The sequence below is a fragment of the Kribbella sp. NPDC051770 genome (assembly GCF_040681455.1).
GTDB lineage: Bacteria > Actinomycetota > Actinomycetes > Propionibacteriales > Kribbellaceae > Kribbella.
The window spans coordinates 116,368-132,438 of sequence record NZ_JBFAYT010000001.1 but is presented as its reverse complement, the minus strand read 5'-3'; the positions used below and the strand labels follow the sequence as shown (position 1 = coordinate 132,438).

At 70.5% G+C, this 16,071-nt stretch carries 15 protein-coding genes; 5 read left to right on the top strand and 10 right to left on the bottom strand.

From position 1 onward, the window contains the following. Nucleotides 1-85: 85 nt before the first annotated feature. The 3 genes from AB0M01_RS00620 to AB0M01_RS00610 all read right to left on the bottom strand — a co-directional run bounded on the left by AB0M01_RS00620 (nt 86) and on the right by AB0M01_RS00610 (nt 2,373). Complete coding sequence (locus AB0M01_RS00620) at nt 86-1,231, bottom strand: CU044_5270 family protein (RefSeq protein ID WP_363664712.1); 1,146 nt, start codon at nt 1,229-1,231, stop codon at nt 86-88. A gap of 1 nt (nt 1,232) precedes the next feature. Continuing rightward, entirely contained in the window at nt 1,233-1,868 is a 636-nt protein-coding gene (locus AB0M01_RS00615; protein WP_363664710.1) for an RNA polymerase sigma factor, read from the bottom strand. A gap of 181 nt (nt 1,869-2,049) precedes the next feature. Next, complete coding sequence (locus AB0M01_RS00610; RefSeq protein WP_363664708.1) at nt 2,050-2,373, bottom strand: hypothetical protein; 324 nt, start codon at nt 2,371-2,373, stop codon at nt 2,050-2,052. 143 nt (nt 2,374-2,516) lie between these two features. Between AB0M01_RS00610 and AB0M01_RS00605 the strand changes: the two genes are divergently transcribed. Beyond that, entirely contained in the window at nt 2,517-2,849 is a 333-nt protein-coding gene (locus AB0M01_RS00605) for an STAS domain-containing protein (RefSeq protein WP_363664706.1), read from the top strand. A gap of 130 nt (nt 2,850-2,979) precedes the next feature. Continuing rightward, nucleotides 2,980-4,956, top strand: coding sequence for a protein meaA (locus AB0M01_RS00600; RefSeq protein WP_363664704.1), 1,977 nt, complete (start codon nt 2,980-2,982; stop codon nt 4,954-4,956). On the opposite strand, the gene AB0M01_RS00595 is transcribed toward AB0M01_RS00600, so the two are convergent. Next, nucleotides 4,950-5,444, bottom strand: a complete 495-nt coding sequence (locus AB0M01_RS00595; RefSeq protein WP_363664702.1) for a pyridoxamine 5'-phosphate oxidase family protein — start codon at nt 5,442-5,444, stop codon at nt 4,950-4,952. The two genes, AB0M01_RS00600 and AB0M01_RS00595, sit on opposite strands and share 7 nt — an antisense overlap. Nucleotides 5,445-5,526: 82 nt before the next feature. Between AB0M01_RS00595 and AB0M01_RS00590 the strand changes: the two genes are divergently transcribed. Together AB0M01_RS00590 and AB0M01_RS00585 are read left to right on the top strand one after the other, a co-directional pair. Then, entirely contained in the window at nt 5,527-7,446 is a 1,920-nt protein-coding gene (locus AB0M01_RS00590; RefSeq protein ID WP_363664700.1) for a hypothetical protein, read from the top strand. After that, a complete protein-coding gene (locus AB0M01_RS00585) occupies nt 7,443-8,243 on the top strand; it encodes an alpha/beta fold hydrolase (protein ID WP_363664698.1) in 801 nt (266 codons plus the stop codon). Before AB0M01_RS00590 ends, AB0M01_RS00585 begins: the two co-directional genes overlap by 4 nt. On the opposite strand, the gene AB0M01_RS00580 is transcribed toward AB0M01_RS00585, so the two are convergent. Together AB0M01_RS00580 and AB0M01_RS00575 are read right to left on the bottom strand one after the other, a co-directional pair. Further along, nucleotides 8,236-8,943, bottom strand: coding sequence for an isocitrate lyase/phosphoenolpyruvate mutase family protein (locus AB0M01_RS00580; protein WP_363664696.1), 708 nt, complete (start codon nt 8,941-8,943; stop codon nt 8,236-8,238). The two genes, AB0M01_RS00585 and AB0M01_RS00580, sit on opposite strands and share 8 nt — an antisense overlap. A 3-nt stretch (nt 8,944-8,946) precedes the next feature. After that, nucleotides 8,947-9,411: a carboxymuconolactone decarboxylase family protein gene (locus AB0M01_RS00575; protein WP_363664694.1), complete on the bottom strand. Its 465-nt coding sequence runs from the start codon at nt 9,409-9,411 to the stop codon at nt 8,947-8,949. Nucleotides 9,412-9,457: 46 nt separating this feature from the next. Between AB0M01_RS00575 and AB0M01_RS00570 the strand changes: the two genes are divergently transcribed. Then, nucleotides 9,458-10,912 (top strand): PLP-dependent aminotransferase family protein, encoded by a 1,455-nt coding sequence (locus AB0M01_RS00570; RefSeq protein WP_363664692.1) that lies wholly within the window; start codon nt 9,458-9,460, stop codon nt 10,910-10,912. Here the strand turns inward: AB0M01_RS00570 and AB0M01_RS00565 are convergent. From AB0M01_RS00565 to glmS, 4 genes are all read right to left on the bottom strand, one after another. After that, nucleotides 10,895-11,818, bottom strand: a complete 924-nt coding sequence (locus AB0M01_RS00565; protein ID WP_363664690.1) for an FAD-dependent oxidoreductase — start codon at nt 11,816-11,818, stop codon at nt 10,895-10,897. The two genes, AB0M01_RS00570 and AB0M01_RS00565, sit on opposite strands and share 18 nt — an antisense overlap. Before the next feature lie 61 nt (nt 11,819-11,879). Continuing rightward, entirely contained in the window at nt 11,880-12,977 is a 1,098-nt protein-coding gene (locus tag AB0M01_RS00560) for an esterase-like activity of phytase family protein (RefSeq protein ID WP_363664688.1), read from the bottom strand. Nucleotides 12,978-13,002: 25 nt separating this feature from the next. Next, a complete protein-coding gene (locus AB0M01_RS00555; protein WP_363664686.1) occupies nt 13,003-14,169 on the bottom strand; it encodes a nucleotide sugar dehydrogenase in 1,167 nt (388 codons plus the stop codon). A 63-nt stretch (nt 14,170-14,232) separates the two neighbouring features. After that, complete coding sequence (gene glmS / locus AB0M01_RS00550) at nt 14,233-16,053, bottom strand: glutamine--fructose-6-phosphate transaminase (isomerizing) (RefSeq protein WP_363664684.1); 1,821 nt, start codon at nt 16,051-16,053, stop codon at nt 14,233-14,235. Nucleotides 16,054-16,071: the final 18 nt, after the last annotated feature.

Here is a 16,071-nt window from a genome sequence, read left to right as displayed (position 1 = left end):
ACCTCTCAGATGGGCGTTTCTGGGCAGGGTGAGACCCAGCTCCGGCACGGGGTCCGGAGCTGGTGACTGGGGAGGGTGGAGGGAGCTAGCGGATGGCCTTGCTCGGCGGAGTGGGCCGCTCGTCGGTCCAGCCGGACTCGAGGACGACGCTGGCGCCGGTCTTCGGCCCGGTCGACTCGGAGCTCAGCAGGCGACCGGTGGTGGTGTCGACGACGTACCGGGCGCTGCCGCCGTACAGGGTGGTCGGCCGGGCGCCGGGCTTGCCGCCCAGCTGGCTCCAGTCGTAGCTGAACGCCGTGCCGGTGCGGCCGATCGGGTCCTTGACGCCCTGCTCCAGCTCCGCGCCAGGCAGCATCGACAGCACCCGCAGGGCGGCGCCACGCAGCTTCGGCGGCGACGGCATCTCGAACAGCAGCCGCCCGGCCGCGTTGAAGACGGTGTAGTCGATCTCGGCCTGTGTCGCCTCCGGCTCCGCACCGGAGGCCAGCACCTTGCGCAGCTCCTTCGGGTCGGTCGGCAGCGCCTGGATCTGCTGCGCCGTGACCGGCTTGATGCCGCTCAGGTAGTACCCGGGCGGCACCTGGTCGAAGGTCATCTTGTTGACCACCGGCTCACTCGGCGCCATCGTCACCGGGTCCACCTCGTACGACAGCTGCCACGACGTCGGCGAGCCCTGCGCCTTCCAGCGGGCCGTGTCGGCCGGGGTGGCCGGCCGCGCGCCCAGGTCGACCCAGCCGAACCAGGACTCGACGCCCTGCTTCATCGGCATCCAGCTCTCGGTGATGCTGCGCCGCTCCAGCTGGTACGACGGCCTGCCGACCGTGGTCGTGCCGCGCAACTGCAGGCTCCGGACCCGGAAGTACTTGCCCGAGACCTTCTCGTTCTGCTCCTGCTTGACCGCCAGGTCCAGCAGCACCTGACTGGCAGCGCTGCGCAGCTGCGGTGCGGACGTCGTACCGGGCGCTGGTGCTGCGTCCGAGCCGGAGCCGTTGCCGGGGGAGAGCAGCACGGGCGTCGCCAGCGCTGCCAGCGCCACCGTGGCTGCTGTGGCGGTCAGCGCGATGCCGACGCGCCCAGAGCGCGCCGCGGCGTACCAGCGGTTGGCTCTGCTCGGCGGAGTCGCCTCTGCTCTGACCAGCGCCTCCAGCTCGCGCCGGGCCTTCGCAGTGGCCTCCGGCGTCGGGCCGGGCGGCTCGGGGAAGGCCGAGCGGATCTTGTCGAGGTCGTCCATCTCAGTCCTCCTCCAGGCTGGTCGGGTCGGTGTTGCCCAGATGCTCCCGTACGACGCGTCTGGCGCGCGACAGGCGTGAGCAGACCGTGCCGTACGCGATCCCCAGCGCCTCGGCGACCTCGTCGTAGCTCAGCCCGCCCAGCGCGACCAGCATCAGGACCTCGCGGTCCTTGCTGGACACCTTGACCAGCGCGGCGGCCAGCTGGCGCCCCGCGCTCTCGGCGGTGACCTGTGCTGCGACCCGCTCCTCGTGCCCGCCGGACGGCAGGGGCAGCGGCAGCTTGGCGGTCGCCCGCCAGGCCCGGACCTCGTCGCGCCGGTGCCGGCGGATCAGGTTGGTGGCGATCCCGTACAGCCAGGCGCGGACCACGCCGCTGCGGCTGTCGAACCGCTCCCGCTGCCGGAACGCGATCAGGAAGGTCTCCGAGGACAGGTCGTCGGCCAGGTCCGGCCCGAGCCGGCGGGCGACGTACGCGTGCACCTGGGGGAAGTACTTGTCGAAGATCAGCGTGAACCGGTCAGGACTGCGCACGGTCGACTCCAGCAGCCGGGCGTCCTCGTCGGGCACGACCTGAGCCCGGACGGCAGCCGGACGGCCTGGCAACGCGACGGTCGCCAGCGCGAGGTCGGGGGTCATCGAGCTCCTCACTCGACCGGCCTGGGCAGACCCCGGCTCGGGGCCCGTGGCAGCGGCGCTGCCGTTCGGCTCACCCTGTTCTTGTCCGATGTCCCCAGAACCCTTCTCGTACCCCCGACACGTTGCCGCGACGTTGACGCGCGAGGGGGCCCGCCGGTGGACACGGCGGGGAAATCCGGGCTCAGGAGGCGTCGAGGAAGCCCCGGGCCGCGGCCTCGTCCTTCGGCCAGACGTAGACCGACCAGCCGTCGCTGGTCCGGGCGGCGGTCGCCTTGATCCCGAGATCCTTCAGCTTCGACACCGCGACCCGGGCCTCGTTGTACGACGTCGTGGTCCGGACGTCGACCAGCAGCCCGAACTTGTCCTTCTCCGCCGGGGAGTAGTCGGTACGCCGTACGAGTGACCCGCCCTTGGCCTTGGAGAACGCCCAGCGGCACAGCAGCACCACGCCACCGGTCAGAGCGATGGCGACCACGGGGAACAGGAAGTACCGGTCGGCGAACACACCCCATTGTCTCCCACCACATCCGGCACGGAATTGAAAGGTTCCGAGGTCTTGGCAACCTCCCGGGTCCCCGGGGAGTCTTTACCAACACACGCTGCAGTGCGGCCAACTCGGGGGCTGCCGGAAGAGCGGAGGGCACGGACATGGTTGAACCGACCCCAATCGCAGGTTCCGTCAACGACAACGTGGTCCGGCTGGCCGGACTGCTGGACGTCCGCTCGGTGGGCGACGCCCGCCAGCGGCTGAACGACCTGATAGACCGCACCGCCGGCGACGTGGTGGTCGACCTGGAGGCGGTCGACGCGCTCGACGCCACCGGTCTGGGCCTGCTCGTCGCGACCCACCGCCGGACCCAGCTGCTCGGGCGCCGGCTGGTCCTGCGGCACCCGGTCCCCTCGGTGGTCCGGATCCTCGCGGTCACCCGGCTGCACCGGATCCTGGCGGTCGAGAGGACCCCGCTGCCGATCTCCGCCTAGGCGCGCGAACCCCAAGTCTTCCCCGCGTCACGGACCCCTGCCCAGAGCTCGGTGGCTGTGATCTAAGCCGCTGGTGACACCCGTCACGAGCTGCGGACTCACAAGGGCACACAGTCCTACTCTCGGGTACATGACCGCGAAGGACCGTCCCTGGGTGATGCGTACGTACGCCGGCCACTCGTCGGCGGCCGAGTCCAACGCGCTGTTCCGGCGCAACCTGGCCAAGGGCCAGACCGGGCTGTCGGTCGCCTTCGACCTGCCCACGCAGACCGGCTACGACCCGGACCACGTGCTGGCCAGGGGCGAGGTCGGGAAGGTCGGGGTCCCGGTCGCGCACCTGGGCGACGTACGGGCGCTGTTCGACCAGATCCCGCTCGCGCAGATGAACACCTCGATGACGATCAACGCGACCGCGATGTGGCTGCTCGCGCTCTACCAGGTCGCGGCGCAGGAGCAGGGCGCGACGCCGGACGAGCTGACCGGGACGACGCAGAACGACATCGTCAAGGAGTACCTGTCCCGCGGGACGTACGCTTTCCCGCCGGACGCGTCGCTGCGGCTGACCACCGACCTGATCGCCTACACGGTCACCAACGTCCCGCAGTGGAACCCGATCAACATCTGCAGCTACCACCTCCAGGAGGCCGGCGCGACGCCGGTGCAGGAGCTGGCCTTCGCGCTCTCGACGGCGATCGCCGTGCTCGACCGGGTCCGCGACGGCGGCCAGGTGCCGGCGGAGCGGTTCGGCGACGTGGTGCAGCGGATCTCGTTCTTCGTCAACGCCGGCGTCCGGTTCATCGAGGAGACCTGCAAGATGCGGGCCTTCGTGCAGCTCTGGGACGAGATCTGCCTCGACCGGTACGGCGTGACCGAGGCCAAGGCGCGCCGCCTGCGGTACGGCGTACAGGTGAACTCGCTCGGCCTGACCGAGGCGCAGCCGGAGAACAACGTGCAGCGGATCGTGCTGGAAATGCTCGGCGTGACGCTGTCCAAGAACGCGCGCGCCCGCGCGGTCCAGCTGCCGGCCTGGAACGAGGCGCTCGGCCTGCCGCGGCCGTGGGACCAGCAGTGGTCGCTGCGGATGCAGCAGGTGCTCGCGTACGAGTCGGACCTGCTGGAGTACGAGGACATCTTCGACGGCTCGCACGTGATCGAGGCGAAGGTCGCCGAGCTGGTCGCCGGTGCGCGCGAGGAGATCGACCGGGTGCAGGCGATGGGTGGTGCTGTCGCCGCGGTCGAGACCGGGTACCTGAAGCAGGCGCTGGTCGCGTCGCACGCCGAGCGCCGGCAGCGGATCGAGTCCGGCGAGCACGTGGTCGTCGGGGTGAACAAGTTCGAGAACACCGAGCCGTCGCCGCTGACCGCCGACCTGGACACGGCGATTCAGACCGCTGACCCGGGCGCTGAGGCGGCCGCGCTGAAGTCGCTCGAGCAGTGGCGGGCTGCGCGTAGTTCTGAGGCTGTTGAGGCTGCGCTCGCTTCCTTGCGCGAGGCGGCCAAGGGCACCGACAACCTGATGCCCGCGACGCTGAGCTGCGTGCGCGCCGGGGTGACGACGGGCGAGTGGGCCGGCGTGCTGCGGGAGATGTTCGGCGAGTACCGCGCGCCGACCGGGGTCTCGGGGTCGGTCGGGGTCTCCGGCGCGGGCGCCGAGATCGCCGCCGTCCGGACGAAGGTCTCCACGACCGCCTCCGAGCTGGGCGGCCGGCTGCGCTTCCTGGTCGGCAAGCCCGGTCTCGACGGGCACTCGAACGGCGCCGAGCAGGTCGCCGTACGGGCTCGTGACGTCGGCTTCGAGGTGATCTACCAGGGCATCCGGCTGACCCCCGAGCAGATCGTCGCCGCCGCGGTCGCCGAGGACGTGCACTGCGTCGGCCTGTCGATCCTGTCCGGCTCCCACATGGAGCTCGTCCCGCAGGTCGTCGAGGGGCTGCGGGAGGCCGGGCTGTCCGACGTACCGGTCGTGGTCGGAGGCATCGTCCCCGACGGCGACGCCCGCGCACTGAAGTCAGCAGGCGTCGCCGCGGTCTACACCCCGAAGGACTACGACCTGACCGGGATGATGTCGGACGTCGTCGACGTGATCCGGCGGGCGCACGGTCACTGAGCCTGTTGGGCCTTGGCGTCGATCAGGTCCTGGACGTCCTTGGGCAGCGTGGTCTCGAAGTCGATCAGCTTCACCCAGGTCGGGGTGACGGTGATCCGGACCATCTCGTCGTAGAGGTCCTTCACGCCGGCGGTCCAGCCGACGTGCTGCTCGTCGGTCATCACCTTCTTGCCGGACAGGATGTACTCCTCGGGGACGCCGGGCTCGAGCCTCTGCTCGGTGGTGCCGCGGATCAGCAGCACCTTCGGCGGGAAGCCCGCGGTGTCGAGGGTGAGCGCGACGTGCGGGTTCTTGCGCAGCGCCTTCAGCTTGGCGGCCTTCGGGACGGTGAAGATCTGCAGCTGGGCGCCGTCGAAGTGGAAGCCGATCGGGATCACCCGCGGTTCACCGTTCACGGCGACGTACGACATTCGGGCCGGCTGCGGGGCGAACAGCAGCTGCTGGGCGTAGGGCTTGGCCAGGATCTCGGCGATCTCTTGCTGGTTCATCTCGGTGTCCTTCGTGGTTGGTGGGGCTGACAACCAGGGGACGAAGCTCGGCGGCGGCTCTCGACATCGATAGGTTGGGAAAATGCCGGAAACTTTTGCGCTGGGGGCCGGGCAGGTCGAGGTGGGGGACGACGGTTCGGTTTCGGCCGTGGATCGTCCGGGGCGGTCGATGCTGCTGCCGGACGGTGCGTGGCACGATCCGGCGCACCACTGGGGCAAGGGGTTCGTGATCGCGTCTTGTGGGAGCTACCGGTTCGACGCGCCGGTGATGACCCGCTGGCGGTCCAGCGGGATCGACCTGCTGTACAGCCTCGGGCCGCTGGAGCTGCGGGTGGGCCGGCGGTTCGGGGAGCGGTGGACGGAGACGTACGAGCTGCGCAACACCTCGGCGTCTGCTCTTGAGGTCGGCTCGCTGGCGGTCAGTACGCCGTGGCGCGATCTCTACAGCTCCAGCCGCGAGAGCCTGCGCGGCGCGGTCCACGCCCACGTCTGGACCGGCGGCGCGGACTCCTGGGTCTGGGCGCAGCCGATGGACGGCAGCGGGCCCGGCCTGGGGCTGCGGCTGATCGAGGGCGAGCTCTGGGCGTACTCGGTCGAGTCCCGCGACAGCGTCACCAGCAGCAACAGCCGCGGGCACCTGTACCTGCACGTCACGGACCATGCGCGATCGCCTGAAGCGTTCGGCGGCCAGGAGGGTGTGGTGCTGGCGCAGGGGGAGTCGTACCGGTGGACCTGGCAGCTGGAGTGGTTCGACTCGCTGGCTGACTTCCGGGCGAGCTGGCAGCCGCTGGTGTCGGCTGCTGAGCTGGCTGGTCTGGTCGGCTCGTCGCTGCCGCTCTCGCTCGCTCCTGGTGTTTCCGGGCCTGCTGCTGTCGTCGGGGAGGAGCCGGGCGTTCGCTACGTCGAGGTGACCGACGGCAAGGTCCGCTCCCGCGTCGGCCTGCTCTTCCACGACCCGCTGCGCGAGATCGTCGAGCGCCGGATCCGCTTCGTGCTCGACCACCAGCGCCCGTCCGAGCTGACCGACAGCCGCCGCTTCTCCTTCGTCCCGTACGACGCTCGCACGGGTCTCCGCATCCTCTCCGGCGGCTGGCGCGACTGGTCGGACGCGCGGGAGCGCATCGGTACCGCGCTGCTCCTGCAGGAGGCGCGCGACCTCGGCTGGGGTTCTCGTGCCGAGCTCGACGAGGCGCTGGCGGGCTACCAGCAGTTCGTCATGGAGCACCTGATCGCGGCGGACGGCACGGTCGCCGACGACAGCCTGCACGAGAGCCCGACGCGGCTCTACAACTTCCCGTGGTTCGCCCGCTTCCTGCTCGGCCAGGGCGATGTCGCCGGAGCAGTGCGGGTGCTGGACCGGTACTACGCGCTGGGCGGTGACCACTTCCTCGCCTTCGACCTCGGCCCGCTGCTGCGTTCGCTCGCTCAGGCTTCCGACGCCGAGACAGCCGCTCGCATGCTGGGCCACCTGTCCCGGCACGCGGCCGCCTTCATCGAGTACGGCGACGACCTGCCACCGCACGAGGTCAACTACGAGCAGTCGATGGTCGCGCCGCTCCTGGAGCTGCTGCTGGCGGCGTACCAGGAAGGCATGGTGCCGCTGGAGGAGCTGACGCAGCGCCTGCCCTGGCTGACGGCGTTCGCCGCCGACCAGCCCGACGTACGGCTGCGGCACGTCCCGATCCGGCACTGGGACGGCTACTGGTTCGGCCTGCTCCGGCTGTGGGGAGACGTCTTCCCGCACTACTGGTCCGTGCTGAGCGCTGCGGTCTACCTGACCTGGCCGACCGACGAACTGCGCGCAGCGGGTGAGGCGATCCTCCGGGCGAACCTGGTCAACTTCCACCAGGACGGCACGGCCACCTGTGCGTTCGTGTATCCGAGCGCGGTCAACAACCTGTCCGCGCATGTTGCTGACCCGCTGGCGAACGACCAGGACTGGGCGCTGGTCTACGCGCTTCGCCTATCCGGCGGCTCGCTGGGGACGAACCCCTCGACATGATCACCAGACGACGCCTGCTGCTGGCGGCAGCCGTCACCACTCTCACTGCCTGTGCTTCGAGTACACCTAGTGGCACTCAACAGATCCGGTACGGCAGTGACGAGTCCCAGGTCGCTGACCTCTTCCTCCCGCCCGGCGAGGGCAAGGTCCCAGCGGTAGTGGTGATCCACGGCGGTTTCTGGATGAGCGGCTACGGCAAGGACCTCGCCACCCCGCTCGCCGAGGACCTCATTCAGCACGGCGTAGCGGGCTACGCGATCGAGTACCGCCGCGTCGGCAACGGCGGTGGCTGGCCCGCCACCTTCGACGACGTGGCAGCAGCCATCGACGCACTGGCCGACCAGCCGCGGATCGCAGCTGATCAGGTGGTCGCCGTCGGCCACTCCGCTGGGGGACACCTCGCGGTGTGGGCCGCTGGCCGTACTGGGCGGGTTGTGCTGAAGGGCGCGGTCTCCCAGGCCGGCGTACTCGACCTGGTGAACGCCTACGACGCACAGATCGGCGGCGACGCGGTAGCCCAGCTCATGGGCGCCACACCGACGCAGGACATGAAGCGCTACACCAGCTGTTCGCCGTACGAGCAGGTGCCGTTGAGGGTGCCAGTGGCGCTGGTCCACGGCACCCGCGACGGCCAGGTGCCGCTCGACCAGAGCCAGCGCTACCTGACCGCAGCCAATCGCGCCGGTGGAGAGGTGACGCTGACCGAGCTGCCCGGCGTCGGGCACTTCGAGCTGATCGACCCGAAGCACGACGCCTGGGCAGCCTGCCGCAAGGAGGCCCTGCGGCTGCTCAGCTGAGCTCGGGCAGCAGCTTCCGGAAGCTGTCCATCAGGTACGCGTGCAGGCTGGTCCCGTACGAGATCCGAGTCGCGCCGGCCGCGATCAGCTCGGCGGCCGTCGGCCCGTTCGGGGCCGCGTGCGCGTTCAGCGGCCCACCGATGACCTGCTTCAGCTCCGGGATCGTCTCCACCGGCGCGAAGATCGGGTACACGCAGTCCGCACCCGCCCTCCGGTACGCCCGGCCACGAGTGATCGCCTCAGCGACCGTCCCACCGTGCAGGAACGAGTCGATCCGGGCGTTGACGACCAGGTCAGCCCCAGCAACCTCCCGTACGCCGGCCAGGTAGTCCGCGTGCCGCTCCGGCTCGGTCAGCCCGGCAGCGGTCGAGTCCTCGAGGTTGCAGCCGGCCGCTCCGGTCTCCAGCAACCGCTCGGCGAACTCCCGTGGGCTGAGCCCGTACCCGGCCTCCATGTCCGCAGTGACCGGTACGTCGACCGCCCGCACCATCCGCGCGACCACCGCGAACATCTGCGCCGGAGGCGTCAGCTCGCCGTCGTCGTACCCGATCACCCGGGCGGCCGCGCCGCTGCTGGTCGCCACCGCCGGGTACCCGGCCTCGGCGACGATTCGGGCGCTGACTGGGTCCCAGGCGTTCGGCAGCAGCAGCGGGACGTCCCCGTGGTGCAGCGCTCGCAGGCTCTCCGCGTGGCTCGCCACTGGTCAGCTCGGGGAGTAGTGGCCGGGCTCCAGACGACAGGTGACGCCGACCCGGTTCCAGGCGTTGATCATGATGATCAGGCTGATCAGCTGGGCCAGCTCCTTGTCGTCGTACTGCTCGGCGGCCAGCGCGTACACGTCGTCGGGCACGTGGTCGACGCTGATCAGCGTGATCGCCTCGGTCAGCGCCAGCGCGGCCTGCTCGCGCGGGGTGAAGAACTTGCCCGCCTCGCGCCAGGCGGCGACCAGGTGCAGCCGCTGCTCGGTCTCGCCCTCGTGGCGGGCGTCCAGGGTGTGCATGTCGAGGCAGTACGCGCAGCCGTTCAGTTGCGAGGCCCGGATCCGGACCAGGTGGGCCAGCAGCGGGTCGATGCCGATCGCGGACTGCTCGTCCAGCGCGAGCAGCGCCTGGTAGAACTCGGGGGCCAGGGCCGGGAGCTTGACGCGGCGTTTCGTCGGTGTACTCATACGACCAACGTAGTCAGGGACCGGCCCAGGGGTATGGTCCATTTCCATGACGGATCTGAGGGCCATTTCGTCCGACCACGGAGCGTCCGAGCGCGGAGTGTCCGAGCGCGGAGCGTCCGAGGCGGGAGCCTCTGAGGCAGGGGCGGATCTGCACCTGGACCTGACCGGCAGCCGTGGCCGGGCCGACCTGGTCACCGCGCTGCACAGCTCGATCCGTAGCGGCCGACTGGTCCCCGGGACCCGGCTCCCGTCGTCGCGGACGCTCGCCAAGGACCTGGGCATCGCCCGCAACACTGTCGCCGACGCATACGGGCAGCTGGTCGCCGAGGGCTGGCTGACCGCCCGCCAGGGCTCCGGCACGGTAGTGGCCGGCCGCCCCGGCCTGACTCCGCCACCGGCGCCGGCTGAGCGCCCTGCGGCTCGCCGCTTCCGCTACGACCTGCGACCGGGTTCGCCGGACGTCGCCACCTTCCCCCGGAGCGAGTGGCTCGCCGCCGCCCGCAAGGCGCTGTCGGCCGCCCCCAACGACGCCTTCGGGTACGGCGACCCGCGCGGCCGCCCGGAGCTGCGCCGCATGCTCGCCGACTACCTGGCCCGAGCCCGAGGAGTCCACGCCGACCCAGAGCGCATCCTGATCTGCTCCGGCTACGTCCAGGCGCTCAACCTGCTCAGCGAGGCCCTGCGCAACCAGGGCGCCACCACGGTCGGCGTGGAGGAGTTCGGCTACGACCTGCACTGGGACGTGATCAGGACGCGTGGCCTGAAGGTCGCGCCGGTCCCGGTCGACGAGTACGGCGTACAGCCTGATCGGCTGGCCGGTCAGGCCGTGCTGCTCACACCGGCCCACCAGATGCCGACCGGCGTACCGATGGTGGCCGAGCGGCGTACAGCAGCGTTGGAGTGGGCTCGCGACACAGGTGCCGTGCTGATCGAGGACGACTACGACGGCGAGTTCCGCTACGACCGGCAGACGGTCGGCGCGCTGCAGACACTCGACCCGGAGCGCGTCGTCTACACCGGTACGGCGAGCAAGAGCCTCGCACCTGGGCTCCGCCTGGCCTGGATGGTCGTGCCGCAGCACCTGATGGAACCGCTGCTCGCAGCCAAGCGCACCGCGGACCTGCAAACCGCCACGCTCGACCAGCTGACGCTCGCCGAGTACATCGACTCGGGCCACTACGACCGGCACGTCCGACGCTCCCGCCTGCACTACCGCCGTCGCCGCGACCGCCTGGTCGAGCTGCTGGGCGTCCGGGCGCCCGGCGTACGGGTGGCTGGGATCTCAGCCGGGCTGCACGTCCTGCTCGACGTACCGGGGGATGCGCAGGACATGGTCCAGCGGGCAGCTCGGCAGGGGCTGGCCGTGGCGGACCTGAACAACTACCACTTCTCCGGTGAGTCGACCCGGCAGGCGATGGTCGTTGGCTACGGCACGCCGCCGGACCACTCGTACTCCGGAGCGCTGGACCTGCTCTGCCAGGTGCTAGGCGTTCTTGACTAGCGCCAGGACCTCGTCAGCGCAGCCCCACGACAGGGTGACGCCGGAACCGCCGTGGCCGTAGCAGTGCACGACCGTCTGGTCGCCGACGCGAACGCTCTCACAGCGGACCGCAGGCCTCGCGGGCCTCAGCCCTACCCGGTGCTTGAGGATCCTGGCCTGCTTGAGCTGCGGGATGTGCACGGCCGCGCGGTCGAGGATCGCCTGGGCGGTGTCGGGCCGGACAGCGAGGTCCCAGCTGTCGGGCTGGCTGGTGCCGCCGATGACGACGTCCTTGGACCGTGGTACGACGTACGTGAGGTCGGTCGGGCTCTGGTCGGCCAGCAGCCAGTCGGTGAGCCCGAACTGCTCGACGGTCAGCACCTGGCCGCGGACCGGCGTCACCGTCGGGTCGCCGGCCGTCAGGCGAGCGCCGAGCCCGGCACAGTTCACGACGACGTCAGCGGTGTTCGGCAGGGCTGAGAGCGCCGAGCGAGTCAGCGAACCGCCCGCTGCCTCCAGCCGCTTGACCAGGTACTGCAGGTAGAGCGGCATCTCGACCACGGGAGTGGTGAACGCCCAGCCGTCCTTGAACCCTTGCGGCGGCGCTCCGACGCGCTCGAAGTCGCTCAGCACGTCGGCCCAGGCGGGGAGCGGCGTCGACTGGGTCAGGTACTCGCGGCCGCGCCGCAGTTGCACCGACGACTCGTCGCGGGCCAGCTCCACCAGTTCGGCGTACGTCGTACGGGCCCAACCGGCGACCCGGTCGGCCGGAGCGGACAGGAACGGGTACCAGATCGCGGCTGCGACCGAGCTGGTCGTCTCGAGCGGGAGGTCCCGCGCGAACACCCCGACGTCGTACCCGGCCTCAGCCAGCCGGACGGCAGAGGTCAGCCCGATCACGCCGGCACCCACCACGATCACGCGCATCCACAGATTGTCACCTGTGCACCACAGTCCCCGCTAGTCACAGCGGGGACTGTGGTGGCGCTCAGTGCAGGTCTACCGCCAGCGAGTAGAGGCGGGTGATCTGAGTCGGACCGTCGTTGTCGTCGGACAGCAGGTACAGCTGGCGACGGCCGCCGGGCAGGTAGCCGCCCAGCGCCAGCGCCTCGACGTTGTCGAGCAGCGGGTTCGGCTGGGGCTGCTTGGCGACGGCACCGGACGGCGGGCAGTCGACCAGGTCGAACAGGAGCTTCTTCTGGACGTAGTCGCGAGCCGGGAGGTCTGCGATCGACTCGCGCTTGGTGACGTCCGGGGCGTGCTTGGTGGAGACCGAGAAGACCCGGATGGTGTTGCCGACGTCCGGGACGAACGTGCGCTCCATCGAGACCAGCTGGTTGCGGCCGACGACGGCCAGCTCGACCAGGCTCAGGCCCGGGTCGGTCTTGTAGGCGAGCTGGGCGACCGGCTTGTAGGCGTGGCCGGGCAGGCCGGCGTACCGGATGATGCGGTTGCGGCCGCGCTCCTCGGCGTCGGTGCCGTCGGGGGAGAGCGGGCCCTCCATCCCGGCGTACAGGCTGAGGCCGTCAGGGCTGACCGCGAGCGACTCGAAGGTCGCGTTGCCCGTCGCCTGACCGGCCGGCGCGACCTGGAAGCGCGACGGCACCGGCAGCTCGCCGATCTGCTTGCCGTCGGACAGGCGGAAGCGGCGGATGCTCGGCTCGCGCTCCGAGGTCGCCAGGATGGTCCGCGCGCCGCGCTCGACGACGAGACCCTCGCCGTCGAAGTCGGCACCCGTGTACGGCGTACCGTCCGGCCTGCGCAGGATGGTCATCCCGTCGACCGAGGCCGTGGGCTTGCTGCTGATCCGCAGGTCGAACACGCGGGCGGGGGAGGTCTGCACGTTGTCTACGAGCGCCACCGCGTGGCCCGGGCGGGTCACGTTGAGCGCGGACAGGCCGGAGACCTTCTGGCCGGCGTACGTGGTCTTGTCGAGGCTGTCGGTGAAGCTGAGGAAGCGGGCGTCACGCGAGCACGAGGCGCTGTGACCGGGGGAGCCGGTCGCGACGGCGGGGACGACGGTGGTGAGGGAGGCGGTCAGAGCGGCGACCGTGACGGTCGCCGCGAGTGGAGCCTGCCAGCGCATGAAAGTCCTTCCGGGAGGGTGGCTGCTACTCGTCCATGTGGAAGACGTCACGGGTGTAGACCTTGTCCTGCACGTCGGCCAGCTCACCGGTCAGCCGGTTGGCCACGATCACGTCGACGGAGTCCTTGAACTCCGCGAGGTCGTTGACCACCGGCAGGCCCTCGAAGCTGTCGGCCTCCAGCGCCGGCTCGTGGACCACGATCTCGGCCCCGGCGCGCTGCAGGCGGCTGACGATGCCGAGGATGCTCGAGGACCGGAAGTTGTCCGAGCCCTCCTTCATCACCAGGCGGTAGATGCCGATCCGCTCCGGCTTGCCGGCCAGGATCTGGTCGGCGACGAAGTCCTTGCGGGTCGCGTTCGACTCGACGATGGCCTTCATCAGCCGCTGCGGGATGTTGTCGTAGCTGGCCAGCATCTGCCGGGTGTCCTTGGGCAGGCAGTAGCCGCCGTAGCCGAACGACGGGTTGTTGTAGCCGGCACCGATCCGGGGCTCCAGGCTGACGCCGTCGATGATCGCCCGGGTGCTCAGGTCGTGCTGAGCCGCGAAGGTGTCCAGCTCGTTGAAGTACGCGACCCGCATCGCCAGGTAGGTGTTCGAGAAGAGCTTGACCGCCTCGGCCTCGGTCGAGCGGATCGCCAGCACAGGCGTGTCCGGCTGGGCCGAGCCGGCCAGCAGCAGGTCGGCGAAGCGGCGGGCCGCCGGGGTGTCGTCGCCGACGATGATCCGGGCCGGGTGCAGGTTGTCGTGCAGCGCGTGGCCCTCGCGGAGGAACTCCGGCGAGAACACCACCTGGCGCCCGTACTCGGCCGACATCCGCTCGCTGAACCCGACCGGGACGGTCGACTTGATCACCGGTACGGCGGTCGGCGAGACCTCGACGACCTTGCGGATCACCGACTCCACCGACGCGGTGTCGAAGGTGAGCGTGGTCGGGTCGTAGTCGGTCGGCGTGGCCACCACGACGTAGTCGGCGGCGGCGTAGGCCTCGTCGGCCGCGGTGGTCGCCCGCAGGTTCAGCGGGGCGGTGGCCAGGAACTTCGACAGGTCCTCGTCGACGAACGGACTCTCCTGGTTGTTCACCAGGTCGACACGCTCCTGGGCGATGTCGACGGCGACGACCTCGTTGTGCTGCGCCAGGACGGCGGCGTTCGAGAGTCCGACGTACCCCAGGCCTGCGACGGCGATCTTCATGGTCAGGAGGCTACCGGGGCGAGGTGACGGGCGGCCCGCGGGGAGCCGCCCGTCACCTGGCGACTACTCGACAGTTACCGACTTGGCCAGGTTGCGCGGCTTGTCGACGTCGTGGCCGAGCGCGACCGACGCGTGGTAGGCCAGCAGCTGCAGCGGGATCGTGAGCAGGATCGGGTCCAGCTCCGGCTCGTTCTTCGGCACCCGGATCACCGCGGCCGCACCGTCCGGTACGGCGACGCCGTCGTGCGTCACGACGTACAGGGGGCCGGAGCGGGCCGAGATCTCGTGCAGGGCACCGATGTTGCGGTCCAGCAGCTCGTCATCGGGGACGATCGCAACGGTCGGCACGTCCGGCGAGATCAGCGCCAGCGGGCCGTGCTTGAGCTCGGAGGTCTGGTAGGCCTCGGCGTGCCGGTAGGAGATCTCCTTGAGCTTCTGCGCGCCCTCGCGGGCGACCGGGTAGCCGCGGGTGCGGCCGACGAAGAACAGGCTCTCGTGCTGGGACAGCCGCCCGGCGATCTCGGCCAGCTCCTGCTCGGTGTCGACGATCGCCTGGATCTGCTCCGGGATCTTCTTCAGGCCGTCGATCAGCCGGCGGCCGTCGGCGGGGGAGACGTCGCGGATCCGGCCCAGGTGGATGCCGAGCATCGCGAACCCGACCGCCATGTTGGTCAGCGCCTTGGTCGAGGCGACCGACACCTCCGGACCGGCGTGCAGGTAGACGCCGCCGTCGACCTCACGGGCGATGCTGGAGCCGACCGCGTTGACCAGGCCGATCACCCGGCCGCCCTTGCGCTTCAGCTCCTGGACGGCGACCAGCGTGTCCAGCGTCTCGCCGGACTGGCTGACCGCGACGTACAGGGTGTCCCGCTCGACCACCGGGTTGCGGTAGCGGAACTCCGACGCCGGCTCGGCGTCGGCGGGGATCCGGGCCACCTCCTCGATGAACTGCGCGCCCAGCTGACCGGCGTAGTACGCCGAACCGCAGCCGAGGATCTTCACCCGCTTGATCTCGCGGGCCTCCCGGGCGTCCATGTTCAGGCCGCCCAGGTGGACGGCGTGGAAGCGCTCGTCGAGCCGGCCGCGGATCACCCGCTGCACCGCCTCGGGCTGCTCGTGGATCTCCTTGACCATGAAGTGCTCGTGCGCGCCGCGCTCGAACTCCTCGGCGTCCCACTCGACGGTCTTCTCGGTCTTGGTGGTGGTCCGCGAGTCCTGGGTGAAGGTGCGGTAGCCGTCGGCGCGGACGGTGGCCAGCTCGCCGTCGTCCAGGTAGACGACCTGGCGGGTGTAGCGGATCAGCGCGGCGGCGTCCGAGGCGACGTGCATCTCGCCGTCGCCGACGCCGAGGATCAGCGGGCTGCCGTTGCGGGCGACCACGATCCGGTCGGGGAAGTCCAGGTCGACCACGGCGATGCCGTAGGTGCCCTCGATCCGGCGCAGCGCGGCCAGCACCTTGTCCTCGAGGGTGTCGCCGTCGGCCTGCTCGATCAGGTGCGCGAGCACCTCGGTGTCGGTGTCGGAGCGCAGCTTGACGCCGGCGTCCTCGAGCTGGGCGCGCAGCACGCCGGCGTTGTCGAAGATGCCGTTGTGCACGACCGCGATCCGCTCGTTGGTGCTGGCGTGCGGGTGCGCGTTGTCCTTGCTCGGGCCACCGTGGGTGGCCCAGCGGGTGTGGCCGATGCCGACCTTGCCGCCGAAGCGCTTCGGCAGCGAGGCCTCCAGCTCACGGACCCGGCCGGCGTCCTTGTGCACCTTCAGCTCGCTGGAGCCGACCACTGCGACACCTGCCGAGTCGTACCCGCGGTACTCCAGCCTTGCCAGGCCGTCCACCAGGATGGGCGCGGCCGGCTTGGTGCCGACGTACCCGACGATTCCGCACATGGGATGGGGTTCCTTTCG

Bases quoted from the DNA above. Each gene is read 5' to 3' on its own strand.
- AB0M01_RS00620 (WP_363664712.1), bottom strand. From the start codon at position 1,231: ATGGACGACCTCGACAAGATCCGCTCGGCCTTCCCCGAGCCGCCCGGC.
- AB0M01_RS00615 (WP_363664710.1), bottom strand. From the start codon at position 1,868: ATGACCCCCGACCTCGCGCTGGCGACCGTCGCGTTGCCAGGCCGTCCG.
- AB0M01_RS00605 (WP_363664706.1), top strand. From the start codon at position 2,517: ATGGTTGAACCGACCCCAATCGCAGGTTCCGTCAACGACAACGTGGTC.
- AB0M01_RS00600 (WP_363664704.1), top strand. From the start codon at position 2,980: ATGACCGCGAAGGACCGTCCCTGGGTGATGCGTACGTACGCCGGCCAC.
- AB0M01_RS00595 (WP_363664702.1), bottom strand. From the start codon at position 5,444: ATGAACCAGCAAGAGATCGCCGAGATCCTGGCCAAGCCCTACGCCCAG.
- AB0M01_RS00590 (WP_363664700.1), top strand. From the start codon at position 5,527: ATGCCGGAAACTTTTGCGCTGGGGGCCGGGCAGGTCGAGGTGGGGGAC.
- AB0M01_RS00585 (WP_363664698.1), top strand. From the start codon at position 7,443: ATGATCACCAGACGACGCCTGCTGCTGGCGGCAGCCGTCACCACTCTC.
- AB0M01_RS00575 (WP_363664694.1), bottom strand. From the start codon at position 9,411: ATGAGTACACCGACGAAACGCCGCGTCAAGCTCCCGGCCCTGGCCCCC.
- AB0M01_RS00570 (WP_363664692.1), top strand. From the start codon at position 9,458: ATGACGGATCTGAGGGCCATTTCGTCCGACCACGGAGCGTCCGAGCGC.
- AB0M01_RS00565 (WP_363664690.1), bottom strand. From the start codon at position 11,818: ATGCGCGTGATCGTGGTGGGTGCCGGCGTGATCGGGCTGACCTCTGCC.
- AB0M01_RS00560 (WP_363664688.1), bottom strand. From the start codon at position 12,977: ATGCGCTGGCAGGCTCCACTCGCGGCGACCGTCACGGTCGCCGCTCTG.
- AB0M01_RS00555 (WP_363664686.1), bottom strand. From the start codon at position 14,169: ATGAAGATCGCCGTCGCAGGCCTGGGGTACGTCGGACTCTCGAACGCC.
- glmS (WP_363664684.1), bottom strand. From the start codon at position 16,053: ATGTGCGGAATCGTCGGGTACGTCGGCACCAAGCCGGCCGCGCCCATC.